Source organism: Ochrobactrum sp. RH2CCR150 (assembly GCA_014138095.1).
GTDB classification, from domain to species: domain Bacteria; phylum Pseudomonadota; class Alphaproteobacteria; order Rhizobiales; family Rhizobiaceae; genus Brucella; species Brucella gambitense.
The window spans coordinates 491,360-515,770 of record JACGXE010000003.1 but is presented as its reverse complement, the minus strand read 5'-3'; the positions used below and the strand labels follow the sequence as shown (position 1 = coordinate 515,770).

The following is a 24,411-nucleotide window of genomic DNA, read 5'->3' as shown; positions in this document are numbered from 1 at the left end:
TCAATATGCGAGTAGGTGCGTTCCATGACGGGTTCCTTGCGTGGGATAACTCATTGTTATCGTTTGCAAGTCGCACTTCAAGCTAGAACTCACCCCGGCTACACGCATTGATCACATAAGATAGATTATGGAACATTGTGATGTGTATTCTGCACTGCCTGTCTATTCAGGCACTGCGCCCGACATAAGCAAATGCCGCCCAACAGCGCGAACTTTATCCAATGACCCAAGCCATTCGGTCGCCGATCACGTGGTTCAGTTTTATCGTTGACGCGAAATGTCAGCGACGGCGTGCGACGTAAAGATGTCCGGGAACCGGCGAACCTTGCTCGCTGCGCACAGTGATGTTCTCACAGCGAATGCAGTCCATGCCGTGCGCATCCAGCATGGCCGTCACATATGACTTGGCATGTGCGAAACGCTGATAATCGCCGACCATGAAGGCCCGGCCCGCGAAGCGCGCTTCGTCCTGCGTTTCGCTTGAAAAACCGAAATAGCCATCCGGCTCCAGTTGCGTCGCAACGCCTGCAAAGAAGCGATCCAGCTCACCCATATAAGGCAGCACGTCGGTCGCCACGATCAGATCCCAATTATCCTCGGCAGTCGTTTCAAGAAAACGTACCGCTTCGCCAACGAACAGCGCGTCGTAATCGCCTTTTTCAAACGCGACTTCGATCATGTTTTCAGAAATGTCCACGCCGGTCTTGTGCGTCGCCATATCGTCAAGCGCATCAGCCGACAGGCCGGTGCCGCAGCCGAGATCAAGCATACGATCACGATGAAATTCCTCATCGATCTCCAGCAATATTTCGCGCAGCTGCAACGGCACATCATAGCCAAGCTGGTCGACGAGAATTGTGTCGAACATTTCGGCATGCTGGTCGAACAGTGTCGCCACATAAGCGTCGGGCGCTTTCAGTGGAACAGCGCCACGCCCCATGCTGGCAAGCCGCACGGCTGCACCGCCGTGATCGTCGGGATCGATGGCCAGAACTTCTTCATAGGCTTTCGCAGCACCGTCAAAATCGCCAGCTTTTTCAAGCGCGAGCGCACGATCATAGGCTTCCGCCAGAGCGTCCTCATTGAAGGATTTATCGTCGGTTTGCGCCATTGCCGTATGCCTTTTCAAAGTCTGTATAGTTCGTGCAGCTTACTTATGATCGGCCAGTTTACGCGCAATCACCGCACAAGCCATAAGCTGAATCTGATGAAACAGCATCAATGGTAGCACAATACTGCCAACATTTGCGCTTGCGAAAATGGCGCTGGCCATTGGCGCACCACTGGCAAGGCTTTTTTTGGAGCCGCAAAACATGATCGTTATGCAATCGGCGCGATTAAAGCCCAGTCGCTTGCTGCCGTACCAGGTAATCAGCAGGACGACAATCAGCAACACTATATTGACCCCCACCATCATCAAGAGATCGTCCCAAGAGACTGATTTCCAAAGGCCTTCCACGATGGCTTCGCTGAAGGCCAGATAGACAACCATCAGGATGGAACCGCGATCCACGAAGCTGAGCGGCTTGCTGTTACGCCGCATGAAGCTGCCGATCCAGGGTTGCAGAATCTGACCGAGAACGAATGGTAGCAGCAATTGCAGCAAAATGGCTTCAAACGCATCAAGCGAGATGCCGCCTCCTCCGCTCTGCACTGCAAAAAGCAGGCCTACCAGAAGCGGTGTGAGAAACATGCCAAAAATATTCGACGCCGAAGCGGAAACAATTGCCGCCGAAACATTGCCGCCCGCCATGGACGTGAAGGCGATGGATGACTGCACCGTCGAAGGCAGCACGCAGAGATAGAGGATGCCGGTATAGAAGGCGGACTGCGCCAGACCGGGGATAACCCAGCCAGCTGCGAGACCCAGGATCGGAAACAGCACGAAGGTGGAGAGGAAAACTGCCAGATGCAGTCTCCAGTGGGTGATGCCTGAAATAACGGCCTCACGCGAAAGACGCGCGCCATGCAGGAAGAACAGAAGGCCGACCGCGACTTTCGTCGCCATGCCGAACCATTCCGCAAATTCGCCTTGCACCGGAAGCACCGAGGCCAGCAGAATTGTGGCAATCAGCATTGAGGTGAATTTATCCGGCAGGAAGCGCATAGTTTCGTCCAATCTTGTTCGGCGCGCCTTGGGGGAGGACCGGGCGCCGCATCGCGTCCATGAAACATGGGAAATATTCAGGGACATGGGCCCTGTTTTGCGGGGCCTGTTTATTAAACGCATCGGGCCTGTTTTCAATCCTCGACGGTTGGAAAACAGGCCCTCTTGCTTCACTTTTCCGGGATTTGCTTGCGATTAAAAGGCGGTTGCCAGCTTATTCGTAGCCGTTGGGGTTTTTTGACTGCCAGTTCCACATATCTTGGCACATCTCGCGCAGATTCTTCTCGGCCGACCAGCCAAGGAAATCGTTGGCAAAGGTTGGGTCTGCATAGCATTCAGCAACGTCGCCCGGGCGGCGTGGCGCGATCTCGTAATTGATCTGGCGGTTGGAGACATGCTCGAACGCCTTGACGACATCGAGAACGCTGTAGCCCTGCCCCGTACCGAGATTAACGGCGAAGCATTTTGGTTCATCCAGCTTTTTCAGCGCCTTAAGGTGGCCAGCGGCCAGATCGACCACATGGATGTAGTCACGAACCCCCGTGCCGTCTGGCGTTGCGTAATCGTTGCCCCAGATGTTCAGCTTCTCACGGCGTCCGGTCGCAACCTGCGCGATGATCGGCATCAGATTGTTCGGAATGCCTTTCGGGTCTTCACCAATCAGGCCGCTTTCATGCGCACCGACGGGGTTGAAGTAGCGCAGAATGGCGATCTTCCAGCTATTGTCGCTATTGTAGAGATCGCGCAGCATTTCTTCGATGATCAGCTTGGTGCGACCATAGGGGTTCGTTGCGGAGAGCTGCTGGTCTTCGGTGATCGGCAGCTTCTGCGGGTCACCGTAAACTGTAGCGGATGAGGAGAATACCAGCGTCTTGACGCCGGTTGCTTCCATCGCCTGCAACAGCCGCAGCGTGCCCAATACGTTGCAGTCATAATAATGCAGTGGCTTTTCGCTTGATTCCCCGACAGCCTTCAGGCCTGCAAAATGAATCACTGCCGTGCATTTGTGGCGCGTGATGATCTGTTCCATCAGCGCGCGATCACGAATGTCTCCCGGTTCGCGAATGGGTGCGCGTCCGGTAATTTTCTCGATCCGGTGAAGGGCTTCCGGGTTACTATTGTCGAAATTATCGACCACGACCACTTCATGGCCTGCCTCGATCAGCTGAACGCAGGTATGAGAGCCGATATAGCCGGCGCCGCCAGTCACAAGAATTGTCATCGATCAAGTATCCACTTGTTGAACATGCCGCCCCGATGTGCGATCCCGAGCTGACTATGCAAAATCGGCAACGGACTTCAACCCGTTCCAGATGATTCTTTGCCAGCAATTGGCAATGGAGTTAGCGAAGTTTGATGGAGCGCAGATGACCCCTTCCCGCAATATCGACCGCCTGCTTGAGATTATGGCTGCTCTTCGCGATCCGAAAACCGGCTGCCCGTGGGATGTCGAGCAGAGCTTCCGATCGATCATGCCTTATACGCTGGAAGAAGCCTATGAGGTTCTCGACGCTATTGAGCGCGACGACATGGACGATCTGCGCGAGGAGCTGGGTGATCTTTTGCTACAGGTGGTTTTCCATGCGCGGATGGCCGAAGAGCAAGGCAGTTTCGATTTCGGCAATGTGGTGGAGGCGATCACCCATAAGATGATCCGCCGTCACCCGCATGTCTTCGGAGATGAGGAAGCCCGCAGCGCTGGCATGGCCAAAGGCTCGTGGAACCGGATCAAAGCGGAAGAGAAGGCGGAGCGCGCAGAACGTCGTGCAGATCTCGGGCTTGATACGCATGAGAATAACGGTTTTCTCGACGATATTCCAACCAACTTCCCTGCCCTCGTCCGGGCGCTGAAACTGCAGCAGAAAGCGGCAAAAGTCGGCTTTGACTGGTCTGAAGCCGCGCCGATTCTCGACAAGATTTCTGAAGAAACTGCCGAGCTGAAAGAAGCTATGGCTGCGCAGGACAAGGCCAATATCACGGAAGAATATGGCGATCTGCTCTTCGCCATGGTCAATCTTGGCCGCCACCTTGAGATTGATGCCGAAACGGCGCTGATTGCGGCCAATGACAAATTCAAGCGACGCTTCCATTTCATCGAGAAGACGCTAGATGAGGCCGGAAACAATCTCGATTCAGCAAGCCTCGACGAAATGGAAGAAATCTGGATTGAAGCCAAGAAAAAGGGGCTGTAAAGCATTTCCAGCAAAAGTGTGAAGCGGTTTTGCGTAGGATAATGCGAAGAAAAAGCCCCTCACTTGTCGGACCATTTCGGGCGAAACATCTGATAGACGCTCTCCGTCGTGGCGTAATCCATATAGCCGAGACGCGTCACGGGTTTGACCTTGGCGATATCAACCAGTCCGTCCGTCAGAATGCTTTCATCAATGTGAACGCCGACGACTTCACCGATGACCATGTAATTGTCGGTCGGCTTGCCTTCCTTGTCCTGCAACCGCCTGATGTCGACGACGACACATTCCAGCGACGCATAGGCCTCTTTCACACGCGGAGCGGCAATGATTTTCGATGGCGCACGGGTCAATCCGGCATAGCCGAACTCGCTGGTGCCACGCGGCGCGTCCACGGAAGACGCATTCATATGCGTCTTGAGATGATCGCTCACCAGATTGGTCGTGAACTCACCCGTTTCCTCGATGAAAGTCACGCTGTCCTTGATGCCGCTGGATGAAAACATCACCATCGGCGGCGTATCGCAGATCGCGTTGAAGAAAGAATACGGAGCCAGATTGACCGCTCCGTCCTTCGAGCACGTACCAATCCAGCCGATCGGACGCGGTGCGACAATTGCCTTGAAGGGATTGTGGGGCAGCGGATGCCCTTCTTTCGGCTCGTAAAACATCGTTATTTCCTTGCCTTAGGAAAAAGTTTTAAAGCTCTGTCTTATTCCACCCACGGGCCGGAATAATCGGAAACGATCTTGTCCATATCCGCACGGGGACGTTCCGGCATCTTGTTTTCCGCGGTGCCGATGTGAACGAAACCAGCCACGCGTTCATTGGGGGCAAAACCGAGATATGCGCGCGACGGTGCATCGTCCGCATACCAGTTGCTAATCCAGTTGGTTGCATAACCAAGCGCATTGGCAGCTATACAGAAGTTCATCGCCACAGCGCCAGCCGACAAAAACTGCTCCCATTCCGGGATGCGCTCATGCGCCACCGGCGAAGACACAATGCCGATGACGAGCGGAGCACGCGCGAAGCGGGTCAATTCCTGTTCTTTGCGGCCTTCCGGTAGTGGGCCTTCGCGTTCTTCGGCGCGCTTGGCCAGAAACTCCCCTACCCGCTTGCGAGCGTCACCGCGGTAGAGGATGAAGCGCCAGGGCGTCAAACGGCCATGATCAGGCACGCGGGCTGCGACTTTAAGCAGTTCAGCCAGTTCTTCGCCTTCTGGTGCTGGAGCGCCAATTGCGGAAATCGGCGTGGAACTACGCTGAGCTAGAAAATCGAACACCGGGTGCGCCACGGAAAACCTCACGACTGGAACTTGCTAAAACCTGAATTGCCACTCTTCTTTTGAGAGGGCCGCCTCTTCTCGCCCGTTGCAACGGCGGTGTAAAGTCAAAACTCGGAGAAACCGCAGCACGGCGAAGGCTAAAAAATGCCGGTGTCAGAAACGATTTGGCCTTGAATTCGACACCCGCATGGGCTCAAAAAAGCTATGTCGGTTTTCAAACTTCTGCCTTGCGTTCAAACATCACGATATCTTCGCGGCGAATGGCTTGCTGTTGCGCTGCTGGCCGGGATGTCGGGTGCGCCTGCATGGGCGCAGGGCCTTGACCCTGCAGCCGAGGCAAGCGGCGGTTTGAACCTTCCTGAACCCGCGCTCGACCTGCCGACGCTCAGCCCCTATGCGTCGCCGACGAGCCCGGAAAACAATCCGTTGATGAAAACCACCGAGCTGGATTTGAAAGCGCGTCTGATAGACGATGGCAGCGACATTCCGACGGGACTGGTCTGGCGTGTTTTTTCACCCAATGTCGGGCCAGACGGGCAATTGCCGCTGATCGCCAGCGCACAGGGTGGCAGCGCCGCATTCAATCTGCCGGAGGGTAGTTACCTCGTTCACGTGGCTTACGGGCGTGCAGGCGCCACCAAGCGCATCACACTTGGCAACAATGCCCGGCACGAACTGATGATGCTCGATGCGGGCGGAATGAAGCTGAGTGCCGTTCTGCCCGACAAAGGCAAGATCAATGACGATCTGCTGCGATTCTCGATCTATGCCGACGAAGACAACAGCGAACGCTCGCTGATTGTACCGGACGTGAAGCCGAATGCCATTATCCGGCTCAACAGTGGCACCTACCACGTCGTCTCGAACTATGGTTCGGCCAATGCCATTATCCGCGCCGATATTCGGGTCGAGGCAGGCAAACTCACCGAAGCGACGATTGAGCATCGCGCTGCGGAATTGACGCTGAAGCTGGTACGCGAACATGGCGGTGAAGCACTGGCCGACACATCATGGTCGGTTCTCAATGCTTCGGGCGATGTGGTGCGTGAAAGCGTTGGCGCCTATTCTTCGCTGGTTCTGATCGAAGGCGATTATGTTGCTGTGGCGAAAAACAAGGACCGCATCTATCAGCGGGACTTCAAGGTTTCTTCTGGAAAAAATGAGGAAGTCGAAGTCATTGCCAATAAGGAATTTGAGGCATCTGACGACAGCCTCGACTGAGATGATTAATTACCCAGCAATAGAAAAGACCGCGCCAAGGCGCGGTCTTTTTGTTTGGAGCGAGGCCCTTGTTATCTGCCGCCATTCTTGAGGCGGATCAGATCCGGAGGGGTTGCCTCTTCAGTCAAACGGGCAATTGCCTCATCGCGCGTCATCGCTTCCTGATCGCGAGAGCCGAAGCGGCGCATGTTGACCGTCTGCTCTTCCGCTTCACGCTTGCCGCAGACGAGAATGACCGGAACCTTCTGGAGCGAGTGTTCGCGAACCTTGTAGTTGATCTTCTCGTTACGCAGATCTGTGACAACCTGCAGACCGGCAGCCTTCAACTTGGCAGCTGTTTCGATGGCATAATCGTCAGCGTCCGAAGTGATCGTCGTCACCACGACCTGAACCGGCGCGAACCAGAGCGGCATGTGACCGGCAAAGTTTTCGATCAGAATGCCGAGGAAACGCTCCATCGAGCCGCAGATGGCGCGATGGATCATAACTGGCTGACGCTTTTCCGATTCGTTGTCGATGTAGAACGCACCAAAACGCTCCGGCAGGTTGAAATCGACCTGTGTGGTACCGCACTGCCATTCGCGACCGATGGCGTCCTTCAGCGTATATTCGAACTTTGGTCCGTAGAACGCACCCTCGCCCGGCAGAATGCCGGTCTTGATATCGTTCGACTGTGCCTGAATTTCTTCAAGCACTGTCATCATCACGCTTTCAGCGCGATCCCAAAGTTCGTCCGAACCGACGCGCTTTTCAGGGCGGGTCGAGAGCTTGATCGTGATCCCTTCAAAGCCAAAATCTTTATAGACCGACAGAATGAGATCGTTGATGCGCAGGCATTCCGCAGCCATCTGATCTTCGGTGCAGAAGATGTGCGCATCGTCCTGCGTAAAGCCGCGCACGCGCATCAGGCCATGCAGAGCGCCCGACGGTTCATACCGGTGCACATTGCCAAACTCGGCAAGCTTGATCGGCAGATCGCGATACGACTTGAGGCCGTGCTTGAAAATCTGCACGTGGCCCGGGCAGTTCATCGGCTTCAGCGCAAAGACGCGGTCGTCGTCGGTATCGTCACCGGCAACCGTTACCTTGAACATGTTGTCGCGATACCAGCCCCAGTGACCGGAGGTCTCCCAGAGCGACTTGTCGAGCACCTGTGGCGCGTTGACTTCCTGATAGCCGTGGCTGTCGAGGCGACGGCGCATGTAGCTCACCAGATTCTGGAACATTTTCCAGCCCTTGGCGTGCCAGAACACGACACCCGGGCCTTCTTCCTGGAAGTGGAAGAGGTCCATTTCACGGCCAAGACGACGATGATCGCGCTTTTCAGCCTCTTCAAGCATATGCAGATAGGCCTGAAGGTCGTTGTCGTTGGCAAATGCCGTACCGTAGATACGGGTCAGCATCGGATTGTTGGAATCACCGCGCCAGTAAGCACCGGCAACCTTCATCAGCTTGAAGGAATTGCCGATCTGGCCGGTGGAAGCCATGTGCGGACCACGGCAAAGATCGAACCAGTCACCCTGATAATAGATCTTGAGGTCCTGACCTTCCGGAATCGCATCGACGAGTTCGACCTTATAGGCTTCACCCTTATCGGCAAAAACCTGCTTGGCCTTGTCGCGCGACCAGATTTCCTTGGTGAACGCCTTGTTGCGCTGAATGATCTCGCGCATCTTCTTTTCGATCACCGGCAGATCGTCCGGGGTAAACGGTTCATTACGCGCAAAGTCGTAATAGAAGCCGTTTTCGATGACGGGGCCAATTGTAACCTGTGTACCCGGGAAAAGCTCCTGAACGGCTTCCGCCAGAACGTGCGCCGTATCGTGACGGATCAGTTCGAGCGCGCGCGGGTCTTCGCGGGTGAGAATCTCGATCTTGCCGGAAGCGCCAAGCGGATCGGAAAGATCGCGCACGGTGCCGTCGACGGCATAGGCCACTGCCTTTTTTGCGAGAGATTTGGAGATTGATTCCGCGAGTGCAGCACCGGTGGTCGATGCATCATAGTCCCGTACGGAACCATCGGGGAATTGCATGGAAACGGTATTCGACATTCTATTCGTCCTTATCCAGTCCCGCCAACGATTGCGGGTGGTTCATGATCATGCGTTGTCAGTATTGTGAGGCTTCTAATATTTTTTGTCGGGCCAGTAAAGCACGACATCCCGACAGGGCTATTTGTCGGGATGTTTAAAGCAATCCGTAAATGGGATGTCAGCCCTTGATCGGCAAGCAATCGATACGCTGCTTCTTCAGTTTGGCGCAGGCCTTTTCAGCGGAAGCGGAATCCTTGAAGCCGCCGAACCAGACGCGATAGACCTTGCGGCGCTTGCCGTCCGGCGAAATCTCGCCCTTCAGGCCATGGGCAACCTTTTCCACTGCGGGGCGCAGTTTTTCCTGAAGTTCGGCAGCTCCAGCGCGGGTCGGTGTAGCGGCAAGTTGGATTCGCCAAGCCGCACCAGCCGACGCCACGAGATAGCCGCCATCGCCCTGCTCAATCTGGGAATCATCGATAAGATCTGCAACCGAATCTTTCTTCGGGGTTTCTTTCGGAGACGATGCAATCGCGGCAGGCTTTGCCATTGCCACTGCCGTCCCCTCACCGCTGGCATTGCCATAACGGGTCAAAAGCTTGGCCATCTGGCCGTCGCGCTCGCCTGCCGAACCGGCGCCAAGAACCACACCAACAAGATGCTTGCCGCCGATAATGGCGGACGAAACGAGATTGTAGCCGGAGACGTTCGTATAACCGGTCTTGATGCCATCGACGCCACCATAGCGGTACATCAGATTGTTGTGCCCGTTATAAACCCGGCCCCGATAGGTGAAGGAGCGTTGGGAAAACAGCGCATACTGGTCTGGAAAGTCGCGGCGCAGCGCCATGCCAAGCACCGCCATGTCACGCGCGGTGGTGAGCTGGGTCATATTGGCCGTCAGTCCCGAAGGATTGACGAAGAAGGTGCTCTTCATGCCGATCTGGCGCGCACGCTGCGTCATCAGACGACCGAATCCCGCTTCAGATCCGCCGATATATTCGCCCATGACGGTCGCCGCATCATTGGCCGAAATGATGATCATTGCATTGACGGTGTCGCGCACGGAAATGGTCTGGTCCGGCTTGAGCCAGAGCTTCATGCGAACCTTGGCAGCCGCATTCTTCGAAATGGGCATCTGGTCATCCCAATGGAGACGACCGGTCTTCAGTGCTTCGAAGGTGATGTAGAGCGTCATCATCTTGGCGAGCGATGCCGGCGCGCGCTGGAAATTGGCATCGTCCTGACCGAGAATCCGGTTGCTGTCCGCGTCGAACACGACCCATGAGGGCTTCGCCATTGCTGCGGAACCGCAAAAAACGGTAGCTCCAAACGCTACAGAAGCAACGAAACGTGCGATACGGGACGACGATGTCAGCATGATGGCTCGCGGATATGGAATTGCTAGCTGGATGTGCAGGCAAATTGCGGCCTGAAAAAGACCATAACGATGCCTCAATTCTTATTCCCTAAGAAACATTGATATCGTTAATGAATTCTAAGCATCGTGCAAAAAATGCGGGTATTTGGAGCATTTCCAGCAAAAGTGCGTAGCAGTTTTGCGCGGGATAATGCGAAAAAACAATTAGATAGAGCGGTTCCACGATTCTGCTTTAACTGGAACCGCTCTAGTGATGAGGGGCCGAGCAGCGCCAATAACGCCAGGGCAAATACCATTTCAGCTCGCCCGGCAATTCGCGCGGCACGGGGTCGAAACCATGGGTGCCGAACGGGCCGCAGCGCATGACTCGGAACAGCCCCATCCAGCCGCCGCTCCATAGGCCATGGCGGGCGATCGCCTCATAGGCGTATTCGGAACAGGTCGGCATATGGCGGCAGGAATTTCCAATCAGCGACGATAGTGTCAGCTGATAGAATCGGACCAACGCCGTGCCAAACACCCTCCCCGGCGTTTTGCGCCACTGATCGGTGAAATTACGGCTGTATCGCTTTGTTTGAGGCGGCGTTTCAGTCGTGTGGTCTTTGCCACAGGCGCACATTGGGTCAGGCAGCCTTGGCTTTGTCTTCGATCTGGCGAATGCAATCGACAACCGCGTCAAACGTCAAAAGCGTTGATGCATGGCGGGCCCTGTATTCGCGCACCGGCTCGAAATATTTCAGGTCTTCGAATCGTCCTTCCGGTGAGGGACCGTTTTCCTTGAGCATGGCATATATCGCATCGCGGACGGCCTTCAGTTCCTCTGCCGTCGCGCCGATGACGTTGCGCGCCATGACCGAGGAAGATGCCTGCCCCAAGGCACAGGCTTTCACCTCATGTGCAAAATCGGTCACCACACCGTCCGTCATCTTGAGATAGACGGTGACCGTCGAGCCGCACAGCTTGGAATGCATGGTGGCGACGGCATCCGGCTCGGCGAGCCGACCGATACGCTCCATATTGCCCGCAAATTCCAGGATGCGTTTGTTGTAGATGTCGTCGATCATATGCGTAAGCCTTCTGCCTGGCGCGCTGGGTCTGAAGCTCCATGTCCTTAACATGGTGCCAGCAGCCAGGAACTTCAAATTCTAAACGCGTCAGGTTCCGCAAGATACGGTTGTTTTTCGAATCCTGCCTCTGTCGCTTTCATTGCGCCAAAATGATACGAATTTCAAAGCCTTGATACCAGTCAGAGAAAAAACAAAAAAATGTTTTCTGATATCAGTTTGAAGTTGCAATTTACTCCCTATATATTAGGCAAGTAATGCCTGCGCTTTTAATGGCGTCGGAACGTTGGACTTGAAACTATTATTCAACGTTCTAAGAGTCTGGTTTAGGACATGATAACATACGAAAAGCCTTTGTGTTTTTAGGTATCATGTTTTAGCACAGTGCCATGGTGAAGGCATGAAACCTGTCCGGTGAGCTTACGCCACCGGATCAATACATCGCCCGCTCGCAAAGCGTATCGTTGTATTGTCCGTTTAACTCGTCTCCTCCATGAAGGAGACTACTGGAGAATACTGATGGACGCGCGCATCCTCAAAGAAGATGACGAATCCGGTCTGCCTTCAAAGAAGCAGGCAAATGTTACCCCGTTGCACGGTAAGCCGACGCAGGCCGACGCCGAAGCTGCAGTTCGCACGCTTCTGCTGTGGGCTGGCGATGATCCGGAACGCGAAGGCCTTCTGGATACGCCAAAGCGTGTCGCCAAAGCCTATAAGGAGCTTTTTTCCGGTTACGCGGAGAGCCCTGAAGAAGTGCTTGGCACCGTGTTCGAGGAAGTTGCCGGTTATAACGACATGGTGCTGGTGAAGGACATTTCCTTCTTCTCGCATTGCGAACACCATATGGTTCCGATCATCGGCAAGGCGCATGTCGCCTATCTTCCTGACCACAAGGTTGTGGGCCTGTCGAAAATCGCCCGCGTAGTCGATATTTTCGCGCATCGCCTGCAGACGCAGGAAAGCATCACGGCGCAGATCGCTGACAGCATTCAGAATATTCTGAAGCCGCGTGGCGTTGCCGTGATGATCGAGGCTGAGCATATGTGTATGGCCATGCGCGGCATCCGCAAGCAGGGTTCGACCACCATCACCACCACCTTCACCGGAGAGATGAAGGTCAAGGTGGATGAACAGGTGCGTTTCATGACCCTGTCGCGCAGCAAATAATGCATAATCCCGAAAGGCTTCGGCTTTTCGGGTATGCACACCCCATGTTTTTCAGCTATTTCAAGGCACGTTGCTTATGGCGCGTGCCTTTTATCCATTTCAGGTGAGACAATGACGACCTTCCCTGCTCAGCCATCCAATAAAAAGACGATTGAAGAAGGAGCGGTATTCATGCCGCGCTTCGATGCTTCCGGCCTCATCACGGCAGTTGTCACCGACGAACGTGATGGCGTGCTTTTGATGGTTGCTCATATGAATGCGGAAGCGCTTCGCCTGACGCTGGATACAGGGATCGCGCATTATTGGTCGCGCTCGCGCAACACGCTCTGGAAGAAGGGTGAAACCTCCGGCAATCTGCAAAGCGTGATCGAACTGCGCACCGATTGCGATCAGGACGCTCTGTGGCTGAAGGTTCGCGTCGCTGGTGACGGCCCAACCTGCCACACCGGACGCCGCTCGTGCTTCTACCGTCAGGTTGTCAGTGAAGATGGCGAAACCACACTGAAAATCGAAAATGGCGGCGGCTGCGATCACGATCATTGATCGCTTTCAAAACGATGTGATGATGCGAATAAGCCTCGCGTCATCAATTTGCAGCATTTATTCTTTGGATACCATGTTTCGCTAATCTGATCGAAACGATGAGGTGTCCAAGGTGATGCTTAACTGGGGGGTACGGCGCAGGACTGTCAGCATAGACGTCGAAGCGCCTGCTCAGGAAGTCATTGAGAAGCCCGAGATCAAGCGTGAACCGCGCAAGATCGCGCTGGCGCTTGGCGGCGGCGCCGCGCGCGGCTGGTCGCATATTGGCGTATTGCGCGCGCTTGACGAGGCTGACATCAAGATCGAAATGATCGCCGGTACATCCATTGGCGCACTCGTCGGTGGTTGTTACCTGGCGGGCAAACTCGACGAACTGGAAGAATTCGCCCGTAGTCTGACCCGCCGTCGCATGTTCAATCTCCTCGACATCACATTTCGGGGCAGCGGCCTTTTTGGCGGCATGAAGCTCGATGGGCGCCTGCGCGAACATCTCGACGGCCTGCGTATAGAGGAACTCACCCGACCCTTCGTGGCGGTCTGTACGGAATTACGTACCGGCCATGAGATATGGCTGTCGTCCGGGCCGCTGGTTGACGCCATGCGGGCTTCCTATGCCCTGCCCGGCGTATTTGAGCCTGTGCGGTGGGATGAGCGCGTGCTGGTCGATGGTGCGCTCGTTAATCCTGTGCCAGTATCCGTGTGCCGCGCTTATGAGCAGCGGCTCGTTCTGGCGGTCAATCTCCATTATGATCAGTATGGCCGCGCTGCGGTCATCAAACACGCCCAGATGCGTCAGGAAAGCCTTCCCGGCGCTGTTCATGGCGAGAAGGAAGCACGTCTGGGAATCACCGGTGTGATGATGGATGCCTTCAACATCATTCAGGACCGAATTTCGCGCGCTCGTATGGCGGGTGATCCGCCGGACTTATCCCTGATGCCAGTTGTCGGCCAGATCGGGCTTGCGGATTTTCACCGCGCCGCTGAGGCAATCGATGCCGGTTACGTCGAAACGATCAAGCGTCTGGAGGATATCCGACGTCTTCAGGGCATAGCAGGGTAATTTTTCCGCTATTTTGCGAATCTTCTGGAATCGGCATTCGCGATTCCATGGGCTTTCTGCGTTGGTTAGGCGTTTTCATTCTCTGAATGGCGGGCCTTGTGAAGATTTTTTGAAAAAGCAGTATTTGCAGGAAGTCTTTGAAAAAGCCTGCAAAATAAGGGTTTCCAGTGTTTGAGGGAATGAATGCGCTACGGTTTTTCACATTCTTTTCGAAAAAGATTGGCTGATGATGCAGATGGGGCTTGTGCACCCCAAGGTGATTTGCTAAATGCCCACTCGCCGGAGCAATTCGGCTTCTACCACGGGCGGTCGTGGCGGAATTGGTAGACGCGCAGCGTTGAGGTCGCTGTGGGGCAACCCGTGGAAGTTCGAGTCTTCTCGACCGCACCATTCTCTCTTTAGAGATTTGAAATCGTTAGATTTTAAGCAAACGCCCTCTGGGGCGTTTTTGTTTTTCCAAGCCCTGCTATAAACAGTTTCAGCTTCGGCCCTCGATATTCTCCCTCTCTGACATAGATGTCTGTGCTAGTTTCCAGACCTGAACAAACTCATGGAGGATTGCATGAAGATCAGTGCGCGTAACAGGCTTAAGGGCAAGATCGTAGACGTCACCAAGGGCGCCACGACGGCGCATGTGCGTATCGATATCGGCAATGGCGTGATCGTCACCTCTTCCATCACCAATGAGGCTGTTGACGAGCTGCGTCTTGCTGTGGGTGGCACGGCCTATGCCGTCGTCAAGGCGTCGGACGTCATGGTTGCCGTGGAAGACTGAACCAACAGCATATCTGCAAAGAAAAACCCCGCCTAAGCGGGGTTTTTGATTCATGCCTTGTCCAGTTCCGATCGAACCATTTCGCTGTGCTCTCCCAGATTGGGCGAGCGATGGTCGATTTTAAGCTCCGCATCAGAAAAGCGGATTGGCGTGCGCAATCCCGGCACGCCTTGCGGGTCGATCTTCATCCCGCGTGCAATGAATTGCGGATCAGCGAAGACGTCGGCAACCGAATTGATCGGTCCTGCCGGAACGCCAATCTTCTCCAGTCTCGCCAGAAGGTCGTCACGGGTCCACTGGCGGGTGCGCTCTTCCAGAAGCTCTGTTAGCGCCGTTCGGTTCGCGACGCGGGCAGCGTTGGTTGCAAAGCGTTCATCGCCCGCAAGCTCTGCAAGGTCCAGCAGGCCGACCAGACGGCCGAACTGGCCGTCATTGCCGCAGGCGATGATGAAATAGCCGTCAGAGACTGGCAGCGTCTGGTATGGCGCGATATTGGGATGCGCATTGCCCATGCGCTTCGGCGATACGCCGGAGGCCAGATAGTTCATGGCCTGATTGGCGAGGACCGCCGACATGCAGTCGAACAGCGCCATATCGATGTGCTGTCCCTTGCCGGTGCGCTGGCGCATGATGAGCGCCGACTGGATGGCAATTACGCTGTAAAGGCCCGTAAAGATGTCTGCAAAGGCCACACCGATCTTCTGCGGCTCTCGATCCGGCTCGCCGGTCAGATCCATGATGCCGCCCATGCCCTGGATCATGAAATCATAGCCTGCCCGCTCGGCATAGGGACCGTCCTGTCCGAATCCGGTGATGGAGCAGTAGATCAGGCGCGGATTGACCGCCTTGAGGCTTTCATAGTCGAGGCCGTATTTATCGAGGCCGCCGAGCTTGAAATTCTCGATGACAATATCTGCATCGGCCGCGAGGCGACGCACCAGCTCCTGCCCCTCTTCCGTTCGGAAATCAGCCGTAATCGAGCGTTTGCCACGATTGCAAGCATGGAAATAGGCAGCCGACTTCTCGCCTTCGACTTCAATGAACGGAGGGCCCCATTTGCGTGTATCGTCGCCTTCCGGGCTTTCGACCTTGATAACGTCCGCGCCCAGATCGGAGAGCGTCTGACCGACCCACGGACCGGCCAGAATGCGGGCCAGCTCGACCACTTTGAGACCATCAAGCGGTGTGTTCTGCATTTCGGATACCTTACAAAAGCGGAAAAGCCCGCCCGCAGAAAGCGAGCGGGCCTTGGGAGGACATTGCTGGCGGCTATTTTCAGAAGAAAGCCTGAATGCCGGTCTGCGCGCGTCCGAGGATCAGCGCATGAACGTCATGGGTGCCTTCATAGGTATTCACAGTTTCGAGGTTCTGCGCGTGACGCATCACGTGGTACTCGATCTGGATACCGTTGCCGCCGTGCATGTCGCGCGCCTGGCGGGCAATATCGAGCGCCTTGCCGCAATTGTTGCGCTTGACGATGGAGATCATTTCCGGAGCCATCTTGCCTTCGTCGAACAGGCGGCCGACGCGCAGCGATGCCTGAAGGCCGAGCGTGATTTCGGTCTGCATGTCGGCAAGCTTCTTCTGGTAAAGCTGCGTGCCAGCCAGCGGCTTGTCGAACTGCTTGCGGTCGAGGCCGTATTGACGCGCACGGAACCAGCAATCTTCGGCGGCACCCAGCACACCCCAGGAAATGCCGTAGCGGGCACGGTTGAGGCAACCGAACGGACCCTTGAGGCCCGATACGTTTGGCAGCAGGGCGTCTTCCGACACTTCCACGCCGTCCATGACGATTTCGCCGGTGATTGATGCGCGCAGCGACAGCTTGCCGCCGATCTTCGGAGCGGAAAGGCCTTTCATGCCCTTTTCAAGCACGAAACCGCGGATGGCATTGTCATGGGCTGCGGACTTGGCCCACACCACGAAAACGTCGGCGATTGGCGAATTCGAGATCCACATCTTGGAGCCGGTCAGGCGATAGCCGCCGTCAATCTTCTCGGCGCGGGTCTTCATGCCTGCAGGGTCGGACCCGGCATCCGGCTCGGTCAGGCCGAAGCAGCCGATCAGCTCGCCCGAGACGAGACCCGGCAGATACTTCTTGCGCTGCTCGTCAGAGCCATAGGCATAAATCGGGTACATGACGAGCGAGGACTGCACGCTCATCATCGAACGATAGCCGGAATCAACGCGCTCGACTTCGCGGGCCACGAGACCATAGGCAACATAACCGGCATTGGCCGCGCCGTATTCTTCCGGCAGCGTAACACCAAGCAGACCCGATTGGCCCATCAGGCGGAACAGTTCCGGATCAGTGGTTTCGTCGAGATAGGCCTTTTCCACACGCGGCAGCAGAACATCGCTCGCAAACGCCTTTGCGGAGTCGCGGATCATGCGCTCGTCTTCAGTCAGCTGTTCGTCGAGCAGAAAGGGATCTTCCCAGTTAAAGACCGTACGCGACATTATGAATTCTCCTCATTTCAGAATTGACCGGACTATGAACCGCAGGGCGTTATGCTGCAAACGATGTTTACTCATCGATCTATTCCATTTAGTAATAGATCGATGACAACACTCTCGCGACGGCTCCTCCCATCGACCAGTGCGCTTGCAGCATTCGACGCTGTTGCGCGGCTTGCAAGCTTTTCAGCGGCGGCCGAAGAACTGGCGCTGACGCAAGGGGCTGTCAGCCGCCAGATTGCAGCACTTGAAGAACAGCTTGGAACAGCGCTTTTCGATCGCACGAGCCGCCATGTCGTGCTGTCGGATGCGGGGCGCGCTTATTTCAATGCCGTTGCGCCTGCCCTTTCGGCCATTCGTGCTGCTTCGCTTCAGGTGATGTCACAGATGCGCGGCAAGACACTAAACCTCGCTTTTCTGCCGACATTCGGCACACGCTGGCTCATTCCGCGCATTCCGCGTTTTGTGGCCCAATATCCGGATATTATTCTGAATTTCGCAACCCGCATTGGTCAATTTGATTTCGACCGCGAAGGTCTGGACGCGGCCATTCACATCGGTCAGCCTGACTGGCCCAATGCGGATTGCGTGTTTCTGATGGATGAGACGGTTGCGCCGGTGTGCAGCCCGGCTTTTCTGAGGGAGAACCCGGTGTCAGCGCCCTCCGATCTTCTGCGGCTGCCACTGTTCAATATGGCTTCGCGACCGGGCGCGTGGGATCACTGGTTCCGTAGCCTCGACATTACCGTGCCAGCGCCGGGCGGCATGCGGTTTGAACAGTTTTCCAATGTTTCCCAAGCTTGTATTGCGGGCTTGGGTGTCGCCCTCATGCCGCTTTTTCTGACCCGGTCGGAAATTGATAGCGGGCAACTCGTGGTGGCCTATCCGCACACGGTCAAAAGCCCGAGCAGCTATTATTTCGTCACACCGAAGGCGCGCACCAACACGCCTGCGGTGAATGCGTTTCGCGATTGGCTTCTGGGTGAAGTCAATCGCGAATTCGATCCTCACGCAATCGAGTTGCTGACAATCTCATAGGAGCGCAGGCGCTTCTTGTGATCATGAATCATGCCAGTGATCATCAGTTCATCAGCGCCGGTGCTTTCAGCAAAAGCCTGAATGCCCTTTGCCACCGTTTCTGGCCCACCGACGACGCGGCATGACAGCATCTGACGGACAAGCGCTTGCGCTGGCGGGTCGAGCTGTTCCATGTAACCTTCTACCGGTGCCGGAAGCTTGCCCGGACGACCGCTCCGCAGGTTCACGAAAGCCTGCAATTGCGAAGTGAAGAGATAATGCGCCTCTTCGTCTGTATCCGCGGCGATGACATTGAGGCCAAGCATCACATAAGGCTTCTGCATATATTCCGACGGCTCGAAACGCTCGCGATAAAGCGCGATGGCGCGTTCCATTTCCGCTGGCGCAAAATGCGATGCGAAGGCGTAAGGCAGACCCAGCATGGCAGCCAGTTGCGCGCCGAACAGGCTTGAGCCGAGAATCCAGACCGGAACCTCAAGCCCCTCGCCCGGAACGGCGCGAACGCGCTGGGCGGGTTCGGCTGGTTTGAAATAGTTGAGCAGTTCAACCACGTCCTGCGGGAATGCGCTGGCATCGCCATCGAGATTGCGGCGCAGCGCATGGGCCGTGATCTGGTCGGTTCCCGGTGCGCGGCCAAGCCCGAGGTCGATACGGCCTGGAAAGAGCGAGGCCAGCGTGCCAAACTGTTCAGCAATCACTAGCGGCGAATGGTTCGGCAGCATGATGCCGCCTGCGCCGACGCGGATTGTCGAAGTGCCATTGGCGACATAGCCGATCACGACAGACGTGGCCGCGCTGGCGATGCCTGGCATATTGTGATGTTCAGCCAGCCAATAGCGATGAAAGCCAAGTTTCTCCGCATGCTGTGCAAGCTCAAGCGTGTTGCGCAGAGACTGACCGGCATCGCTGTTATCGGGAACGGGCGAAAGATCGAGTACGGATAAAGGTATCATACTGGCTCATATGGGATTGAGTACTGCGGTTACAACGACCGCAAAGAAATAGGGCACCCTAGAAATAGGGCGCCCTATACTTAATTCAAAGCAACTAAGAGTGATCAGACAATATTAGTGCGGCTGTGCCGGGGCTGAATCATGCCCCTCTTCCGGCTTAACCACATACTCGCCTTCCACGTCCTTCTTTGCGATGAAGGTGTAGAACATCGGCACCACGAACAGCGTGAACATCGTGCCGATCACAATACCGGTGAAAATCACCAGACCCATTGAATAACGGGCGGCGGCACCGGCACCTGTTGCGATGATCAGCGGAACAACGCCAAGCGCCATGGCCGCAGTGGTCATCAGGATCGGACGCAGACGGGTTTCAGCGGCGGCGATGATAGCATCGCGACGCGAAAGTCCGTGCAGACGGCGCTGCTGATTGGCGAATTCCACCATCAGAATGCCGTGCTTGGTAATCAACCCGACAAGGGTGATGAGACCAACCTGCGTGTAGATGTTCAGCGTGCCGAGACCGATATTGAGCGGCACGATAGCGCCGAAGATCGAAAGCGGCACCGACATCATGATGATGAACGGATCGCGGAAGCTTTCGAACTGCGCAGCGAGAACCAGATAGATGACGACAACGGCAAGACCGAAGGCGATCAGGATCGTGTTGCCCTGCTCTACTTCCAGACGCGACTGGCCGGAATAATCAAGGAAGAAGCCTTCCGGCATCTTGGCCTTGGTCAGATCGACAAGCGTTTGCAGGCCTTGGCCCGTGGTCACGCCCGGCAGAGGCAGCGCGGAGATCGTTGCCGAATTGAGCTGGTTGAACTGCTCGATTGCGGCAGGCGATGCGTTCTGTGTGATCGTGATGACCGACGACAGCGGGATCATCGAGCCCGAAACGCTGCGAACATAGAACTCACCGAGCTTCTCGGGATTCGAGCGATAGGCATCCGGCACCTGAGTGATGATGTCATAGCTGTTCGAATCGCGGTCAAACTTGGCAACCGACGCGCCGCCAGTCAGAAGACCAAGCGTTGCACCGATATCGCTGACCTGCACGCCAAGCGTTGCTGCACGGTCGCGGTCGATGGTGATCGTCGTTTCCGGTGCGTTGAAGGAAAGCGAGTTCTGCACGATGATGAACTGTCCCGAAGCCTGCGCTTCGTTCTTGATCTCTTCGGCCAGTGCGAAAACCGTGTCCGCCGGGCCGGTCGACTGCAAGGCAATCGAGATCGGCAGGCCGCCGCCGGTGCCTGGAAGCGAAGGCGGAGCGAAGACGAAGGCCTGCACACCAGCCACCTTGTTCAGACGATTTGTCAGGTCTTCCTGAATCTGCTTCTGCGAACGGGTACGGTCGTTCCAGTCGCTCAGCACCCAGAGTGCGATACCCGAGGTCGTGCCGCCATCCATGCCGACGATCTGGAATCGGGTCTTCTGTTCTGGCAGATCTTTCGTCAGTTCATCGATCTGTTCGGCATAAAGGTTGGTATAGGCCGAAGTCGCATATTGCGGAGCCTGGAACATCGAGAACAGCGCGCCCGAATCTTCTTCAGGAGCCAGTTCGCTCGACGTGTTCATGAACAGGAAGCCCGTCAGGCCCATCAGCGCTATGACGATCATCAGCGTGATACCGCGATAGTTCAGCGAGTTCGTGACGCGACGGTGATACCACTTTTCCACGCGCGAGAAGGTGCGGTCGATGAACTTCTGGAACCGCGTTGCCTCGCCGTGCTTAAGCATACGCGAGCACATCATCGGCGAGATGGTCAAAGCCGCTACACCGGAAATGATAACGGCACCCGCCAGCGTGAAGGCGAATTCGCGGAACAGTGCGCCGGTCAGGCCGCCGGTGAAACCGAGCGGAGCGAACACGGCAGCCAGCGTGATCGTCATGGCGATGATCGAGCCGGTGATTTCCTTCATACCCTTGAAGGCGGCATCCATTGGACGCAGACCCTCTTCGATATGGCGGTGAATATTCTCCAGAACGACGATCGCGTCATCGACCACGAGGCCGATAGCCAGAACCATGGCGAGCAGCGAGAGAAGATTGATCGAGAAACCGAGTGCGAACAGGAAGAAGCACACGCCGATCAGCGAAATCGGAATGGTTACAATCGGGATCAAAACCGAACGGAACGAACCAAGGAAGACGATGATGACCAGAATAACGATGGCCACAGCTTCGCCGATGGTCGTGAAGACTTCCTTGATCGACGAGCTGATCTGTTCGGTCGCGTCATAGACGAGAACGAGCGACATGCCTTCCGGCAGCGAGTTCTGGATCGATGGCAGTTCCTTGTTGACGGCAGCCGCCATGTCGATCGGGTTTGCTGCTGGTGTCGGGTAGACGCCGAGGAATGTACCAGCCGAGCCATTGAACGACACGATGGTGTCGGTGCTCTTGGCCGCCAGTTCCACCTTCGCCACATCGCGCAGACGCACGATTTCGTCACCCGAAGTCTTGATCGGCATTGCGCCAAAGGCTTCAGGCGTTTGCAGCGTCGATTTCAGCGTGATCGAAGACGCAACATATTCGTTCTTCGTCGTGCCCGGTGCGGACAGGAAGTTGGACGCATTGATTGCGGCCAGCACTTCCGGTGCCGTTATCTGACGCGCCGCCAGCTGGATCGGATCGAGCCAGACGCGCATCGAATAGACCTGACCGCCGAGGATTTCAGCCTTGGCGACGCCCTGAATGGTGGACATGCGCGGCTGGATGACGCGTTCCAGATATTCGGTGATCTGCTCGCTCGTCATGTTCGGGTTCTGCGCAGCCAGATACATGGTTGCGAAGCTTTGGCCCGTTCCCTTGACGATAATCGGATCATCGGATTCGTCCGGCAGATCGCCGCGAACCTGATTGACCTTGGCGATGACTTCCGTCAGCGCAGCATCCGGATTAGCGCCGAGCTTCATCTGCACTGTCACCGTGCTCGACGATGGGCGGCTGGACGACGTCACATAGTCGATATTTTCGGTCGTTGCGACCGATTCAGCGATAGGTGCGGTGATGAAGCCCTGAATGAGTTCAGCGCTTGCACCAGCATAGTTGGTGGTGATGGTGATGACCGTTTCGTCAACCTTCGGATATTCGCGCACGGAAAGCTGCGCGATACCCTGAAGGCCGAGGAGAATGATCATGAGAGCGACCACCGTTGCAAGAACGGGTCGCCGGATGAAAATGTCTGAAAAACTCATCGGTTCGCCTATTTCTTGTCAGCCGGATTGGCCGGGTTAACCGCATTGTCGATGTTCACCGGAACGCCGGGCGAAAGCCTGTTCTGTCCAGCGGTGATGATGACGTCGCCAGCATTGAGACCGCTGGTGATTTCCACCACGCCGTTATAGCGACGGCCAAGCTTGACGAAGACTTGCTGTGCGACCAGCTTTTCGCCGTCTGCGGGCTTTGCATCGGCAGCAGGCGTCTTGGCTTCTTCGGCAGGCTTTGCTGCTTCTGCATTGGCCTTGCCGTCTTCTGCCTTCTTTTCGGGACGAACGGCATAGACATAGTCGCCGTAAAGGCTCGACACGATGGACGTCTGTGCAATGGCAAACACATTGCTTTCTTCCGGCAGTTCAACGCGAACCTGCACGAACTGGCCAGGTGTCAGCTTGTGATCCGGGTTCTTGACCTCGGCGCGCACCGAAACAAGGCGCGTGGTCGGGTCGATCTTCGGATCAATACCAACAATCGTGCCGGTGAAATCGAGTTTGTCAGCGGTTGAGCCGACCTTGACGGTCTGGCCGAGCTTGATCGAGGTCAGCGACTGTTCCGGCACCGTGAAGTCGATGCGCATCATGTTGGTGTCCTGCAAGGTGGCGATCACCGTGCCGGGCGTCAGATACTGACCGATATCGACCTTGGCGATACCGATAACGCCGGAGAACGGCGCTTTCACGGTCTTCTGTGCCAGCGTTGCACGCATCTTCTCAACTGCCGCTTCCGCAGCATTAGCAACCGATGCCGTGGTATCGACGTTGGAAACAGCACCCACGCCGCGTGTGCGCAGCGTGTCGGCGCGCTTCAGGTTCTGCTGGGCAAGAACAGCCTGCGCTTCGGCGGCAACAAGGTCAGCCTTCTGGATGCTGTCTTCCAGCTGAAGCAGTACGTCGCCTTCCTTCACGTCCTGATTGGAGGTGAAGTTGATCTTCTGCACGATGCCGTCGAGCTGAACCGTCAGGTCAACGCCGTTCAGCGCGTGGGCCGTGCCGATGGCTTCAACACCCGGCTGCCATGTGCCCGGCTCGACCGTGGTGGTGGAAACCGTCTGCGCTGGCTGCTGCATGGTAGCGAAAAAGTCCTTGATGGCCTTCGATCTGAACAGATTGAAGCCAACAAGCCCCCCGACGACGATCACCAGGAACACGATTGCCAGAATTAGGCGCTTTATCATTGCGGTTGTACTCCGGGTGGTGCCCTGAACGCTGTTAAAAAGCGTCGAGGGGGGACGTTGAGCGCACCCTTTCGCAATCACACAAAGGTCGCGCGTATTTTACTTGAATTAGCGGAGCGAATAACTGTACCGTCTGGACGGTATTGTCAACTCATGAACTGTCAGGAGACCCGTCGAAGTTGTTAGCTAAAAAGAAGGTCTCTTCGCGCGAGCGTATTTTACGCGCGGCCGTGGAACTTGCCCGGGAAGTGGGGCCAGCGCACATTTCACTCGACGCCGTTGCGGCCCGTGCCGGGCTGTCGAAGGGTGGATTGCTTTATTCTTTTCCGACCAAGGCAAAGCTGCTCGAAGGCGTTGTCGAAGAATATATGAAAGAACACGAACGGGCGATGGAGGTTCAGGAAACGCTTCAGTCCGGCGATAAAAACCGCGTTGCGCGGGCTTTTCTCGATGTTTATCGCGTTCAGGCCGATGATGAACCGCCAGCATGCGGTGTTCTTGCCGCACTTGCCGAAGATCCGGGTTTCATGGTGCCCGTTCGCCAGTATCACCGGACGTTTCTCGACCGCATGATCAAGGATACGACCGACCCTGATACGGCGCTGATCGTCTATCTGGCCGTGGCCGGACTTGAGTGTTCTAAATTGATGGAATGCGAGATTGTAACGGATGAAGAACAGCGTGCCGTTCTCTGCCGTTTGGAAAACATGCTGACAGAAAACTGACAGTATTTAAGAA

At 55.9% G+C, this 24,411-nt stretch carries 22 protein-coding genes and 1 tRNA gene; 9 read left to right on the top strand and 14 right to left on the bottom strand.

What is annotated here, in order from left to right; genetic code table 11:
• Positions 1 to 280 precede the first annotated feature (280 nt).
• The 3 genes from FHW03_RS09970 to galE form a co-directional block, all read right to left on the bottom strand.
• Positions 281 to 1,111, bottom strand: coding sequence for a methyltransferase domain-containing protein (locus tag FHW03_RS09970; protein WP_182520459.1), 831 nt, complete (start codon positions 1,109 to 1,111; stop codon positions 281 to 283).
• A 39-nt stretch (positions 1,112 to 1,150) separates the two neighbouring features.
• Positions 1,151 to 2,107, bottom strand: coding sequence for a bile acid:sodium symporter family protein (locus FHW03_RS09965; protein ID WP_182520493.1), 957 nt, complete (start codon positions 2,105 to 2,107; stop codon positions 1,151 to 1,153).
• A 214-nt stretch (positions 2,108 to 2,321) separates the two neighbouring features.
• Positions 2,322 to 3,329, bottom strand: coding sequence for a UDP-glucose 4-epimerase GalE (galE, locus tag FHW03_RS09960; RefSeq protein ID WP_182520458.1), 1,008 nt, complete (start codon positions 3,327 to 3,329; stop codon positions 2,322 to 2,324).
• Positions 3,330 to 3,474: 145 nt separating this feature from the next.
• Here galE and mazG point away from each other — a divergent pair, with 145 nt between their 5' ends.
• On the top strand, positions 3,475 to 4,299 hold the full coding sequence (mazG, locus tag FHW03_RS09955) for a nucleoside triphosphate pyrophosphohydrolase (RefSeq protein ID WP_182520457.1): 825 nt from the start codon (positions 3,475 to 3,477) through the stop codon (positions 4,297 to 4,299).
• 59 nt (positions 4,300 to 4,358) lie between these two features.
• On the opposite strand, the gene FHW03_RS09950 is transcribed toward mazG, so the two are convergent.
• Both FHW03_RS09950 and FHW03_RS09945 read right to left on the bottom strand, forming a co-directional pair.
• On the bottom strand, positions 4,359 to 4,967 hold the full coding sequence (locus FHW03_RS09950; RefSeq protein WP_182520456.1) for a flavin reductase family protein: 609 nt from the start codon (positions 4,965 to 4,967) through the stop codon (positions 4,359 to 4,361).
• A gap of 41 nt (positions 4,968 to 5,008) precedes the next feature.
• Positions 5,009 to 5,593 (bottom strand): nitroreductase, encoded by a 585-nt coding sequence (locus FHW03_RS09945; protein WP_182520455.1) that lies wholly within the window; start codon positions 5,591 to 5,593, stop codon positions 5,009 to 5,011.
• Positions 5,594 to 5,788: 195 nt separating this feature from the next.
• On the opposite strand from FHW03_RS09945, the gene FHW03_RS09940 reads away from it, so the two are divergent.
• Entirely contained in the window at positions 5,789 to 6,805 is a 1,017-nt protein-coding gene (locus FHW03_RS09940) for a hypothetical protein (protein WP_182520454.1), read from the top strand.
• A 71-nt stretch (positions 6,806 to 6,876) separates the two neighbouring features.
• Here the strand turns inward: FHW03_RS09940 and thrS are convergent, their stop codons facing one another.
• The 4 genes from thrS to FHW03_RS09915 form a co-directional block, all read right to left on the bottom strand.
• Entirely contained in the window at positions 6,877 to 8,856 is a 1,980-nt protein-coding gene (gene thrS / locus FHW03_RS09935; RefSeq protein ID WP_182520453.1) for a threonine--tRNA ligase, read from the bottom strand.
• A 160-nt stretch (positions 8,857 to 9,016) separates the two neighbouring features.
• Entirely contained in the window at positions 9,017 to 10,216 is a 1,200-nt protein-coding gene (locus tag FHW03_RS09930) for a D-alanyl-D-alanine carboxypeptidase (protein ID WP_182520452.1), read from the bottom strand.
• Positions 10,217 to 10,463: 247 nt separating this feature from the next.
• Positions 10,464 to 10,835, bottom strand: a complete 372-nt coding sequence (gene yidD / locus FHW03_RS09920) for a membrane protein insertion efficiency factor YidD (RefSeq protein WP_182520451.1) — start codon at positions 10,833 to 10,835, stop codon at positions 10,464 to 10,466.
• A 4-nt stretch (positions 10,836 to 10,839) separates the two neighbouring features.
• Entirely contained in the window at positions 10,840 to 11,280 is a 441-nt protein-coding gene (locus FHW03_RS09915) for an iron-sulfur cluster assembly scaffold protein (RefSeq protein WP_182520450.1), read from the bottom strand.
• A 519-nt stretch (positions 11,281 to 11,799) separates the two neighbouring features.
• Between FHW03_RS09915 and folE the strand changes: the two genes are divergently transcribed.
• The 5 genes from folE (at position 11,800) to FHW03_RS09890 (ending at position 14,825) form a co-directional block, all read left to right on the top strand.
• Entirely contained in the window at positions 11,800 to 12,447 is a 648-nt protein-coding gene (gene folE, locus FHW03_RS09910) for a GTP cyclohydrolase I FolE (protein WP_182520449.1), read from the top strand.
• A 111-nt stretch (positions 12,448 to 12,558) separates the two neighbouring features.
• The gene (gene hisI, locus FHW03_RS09905) at positions 12,559 to 12,990 is read left to right on the top strand and encodes a phosphoribosyl-AMP cyclohydrolase (RefSeq protein ID WP_182520448.1); all 432 of its coding nucleotides are present in this window, start codon (positions 12,559 to 12,561) and stop codon (positions 12,988 to 12,990) included.
• 112 nt (positions 12,991 to 13,102) lie between these two features.
• Complete coding sequence (locus FHW03_RS09900) at positions 13,103 to 14,050, top strand: patatin-like phospholipase family protein (protein WP_377514519.1); 948 nt, start codon at positions 13,103 to 13,105, stop codon at positions 14,048 to 14,050.
• 305 nt (positions 14,051 to 14,355) lie between these two features.
• Positions 14,356 to 14,440, top strand: a tRNA-Leu gene (locus FHW03_RS09895).
• Between the two features lie 172 nt (positions 14,441 to 14,612).
• Entirely contained in the window at positions 14,613 to 14,825 is a 213-nt protein-coding gene (locus FHW03_RS09890) for a molybdopterin-binding protein (protein WP_078338625.1), read from the top strand.
• 50 nt (positions 14,826 to 14,875) lie between these two features.
• Here FHW03_RS09890 and FHW03_RS09885 read toward each other — a convergent pair whose 3' ends face one another.
• Positions 14,876 to 16,021 carry a CaiB/BaiF CoA-transferase family protein gene (locus FHW03_RS09885; protein ID WP_182520446.1) on the bottom strand — a complete coding sequence of 382 codons (1,146 nt, stop codon included), beginning with the start codon at positions 16,019 to 16,021 and terminating at the stop codon, positions 14,876 to 14,878.
• Positions 16,022 to 16,100: 79 nt separating this feature from the next.
• Complete coding sequence (locus FHW03_RS09880; RefSeq protein ID WP_182520445.1) at positions 16,101 to 17,285, bottom strand: acyl-CoA dehydrogenase; 1,185 nt, start codon at positions 17,283 to 17,285, stop codon at positions 16,101 to 16,103.
• 102 nt (positions 17,286 to 17,387) lie between these two features.
• On the opposite strand from FHW03_RS09880, the gene FHW03_RS09875 reads away from it, so the two are divergent.
• Positions 17,388 to 18,320 carry a LysR family transcriptional regulator gene (locus tag FHW03_RS09875; RefSeq protein WP_182520444.1) on the top strand — a complete coding sequence of 311 codons (933 nt, stop codon included), beginning with the start codon at positions 17,388 to 17,390 and terminating at the stop codon, positions 18,318 to 18,320.
• Here the strand turns inward: FHW03_RS09875 and FHW03_RS09870 are convergent.
• The 3 genes from FHW03_RS09870 to FHW03_RS09860 all read right to left on the bottom strand — a co-directional run bounded on the left by FHW03_RS09870 (position 18,290) and on the right by FHW03_RS09860 (position 23,673).
• The gene (locus FHW03_RS09870; RefSeq protein WP_121536190.1) at positions 18,290 to 19,273 is read right to left on the bottom strand and encodes an LLM class flavin-dependent oxidoreductase; all 984 of its coding nucleotides are present in this window, start codon (positions 19,271 to 19,273) and stop codon (positions 18,290 to 18,292) included. The two genes, FHW03_RS09875 and FHW03_RS09870, sit on opposite strands and share 31 nt — an antisense overlap.
• Before the next feature lie 114 nt (positions 19,274 to 19,387).
• Positions 19,388 to 22,477: an efflux RND transporter permease subunit gene (locus FHW03_RS09865; protein ID WP_182520443.1), complete on the bottom strand. Its 3,090-nt coding sequence runs from the start codon at positions 22,475 to 22,477 to the stop codon at positions 19,388 to 19,390.
• An 8-nt stretch (positions 22,478 to 22,485) separates the two neighbouring features.
• Complete coding sequence (locus FHW03_RS09860) at positions 22,486 to 23,673, bottom strand: efflux RND transporter periplasmic adaptor subunit (protein ID WP_182520442.1); 1,188 nt, start codon at positions 23,671 to 23,673, stop codon at positions 22,486 to 22,488.
• A gap of 179 nt (positions 23,674 to 23,852) precedes the next feature.
• Here FHW03_RS09860 and FHW03_RS09855 point away from each other — a divergent pair, with 179 nt between their 5' ends.
• On the top strand, positions 23,853 to 24,398 hold the full coding sequence (locus FHW03_RS09855; protein ID WP_182520441.1) for a TetR/AcrR family transcriptional regulator: 546 nt from the start codon (positions 23,853 to 23,855) through the stop codon (positions 24,396 to 24,398).
• Positions 24,399 to 24,411 lie beyond the last annotated feature (13 nt).

Coding starts and splice junctions, on each gene's coding strand:
- FHW03_RS09880 (WP_182520445.1), bottom strand. CDS start 17,285: ATGTCGCGTACGGTCTTTAACTGGGAAGATCCCTTTCTGCTCGACGAA.
- mazG (WP_182520457.1), top strand. CDS start 3,475: ATGACCCCTTCCCGCAATATCGACCGCCTGCTTGAGATTATGGCTGCT.
- FHW03_RS09865 (WP_182520443.1), bottom strand. CDS start 22,477: ATGAGTTTTTCAGACATTTTCATCCGGCGACCCGTTCTTGCAACGGTG.
- FHW03_RS09950 (WP_182520456.1), bottom strand. CDS start 4,967: ATGTTTTACGAGCCGAAAGAAGGGCATCCGCTGCCCCACAATCCCTTC.
- FHW03_RS09915 (WP_182520450.1), bottom strand. CDS start 11,280: ATGATCGACGACATCTACAACAAACGCATCCTGGAATTTGCGGGCAAT.
- FHW03_RS09875 (WP_182520444.1), top strand. CDS start 17,388: ATGACAACACTCTCGCGACGGCTCCTCCCATCGACCAGTGCGCTTGCA.
- FHW03_RS09890 (WP_078338625.1), top strand. CDS start 14,613: ATGAAGATCAGTGCGCGTAACAGGCTTAAGGGCAAGATCGTAGACGTC.
- yidD (WP_182520451.1), bottom strand. CDS start 10,835: ATGTGCGCCTGTGGCAAAGACCACACGACTGAAACGCCGCCTCAAACA.
- FHW03_RS09860 (WP_182520442.1), bottom strand. CDS start 23,673: ATGATAAAGCGCCTAATTCTGGCAATCGTGTTCCTGGTGATCGTCGTC.
- thrS (WP_182520453.1), bottom strand. CDS start 8,856: ATGTCGAATACCGTTTCCATGCAATTCCCCGATGGTTCCGTACGGGAC.
- FHW03_RS09870 (WP_121536190.1), bottom strand. CDS start 19,273: ATGATACCTTTATCCGTACTCGATCTTTCGCCCGTTCCCGATAACAGC.
- FHW03_RS09940 (WP_182520454.1), top strand. CDS start 5,789: ATGTCGGTTTTCAAACTTCTGCCTTGCGTTCAAACATCACGATATCTT.
- FHW03_RS09885 (WP_182520446.1), bottom strand. CDS start 16,021: ATGCAGAACACACCGCTTGATGGTCTCAAAGTGGTCGAGCTGGCCCGC.
- hisI (WP_182520448.1), top strand. CDS start 12,559: ATGACGACCTTCCCTGCTCAGCCATCCAATAAAAAGACGATTGAAGAA.
- FHW03_RS09930 (WP_182520452.1), bottom strand. CDS start 10,216: ATGCTGACATCGTCGTCCCGTATCGCACGTTTCGTTGCTTCTGTAGCG.
- FHW03_RS09970 (WP_182520459.1), bottom strand. CDS start 1,111: ATGGCGCAAACCGACGATAAATCCTTCAATGAGGACGCTCTGGCGGAA.
- galE (WP_182520458.1), bottom strand. CDS start 3,329: ATGACAATTCTTGTGACTGGCGGCGCCGGCTATATCGGCTCTCATACC.
- folE (WP_182520449.1), top strand. CDS start 11,800: ATGGACGCGCGCATCCTCAAAGAAGATGACGAATCCGGTCTGCCTTCA.
- FHW03_RS09965 (WP_182520493.1), bottom strand. CDS start 2,107: ATGCGCTTCCTGCCGGATAAATTCACCTCAATGCTGATTGCCACAATT.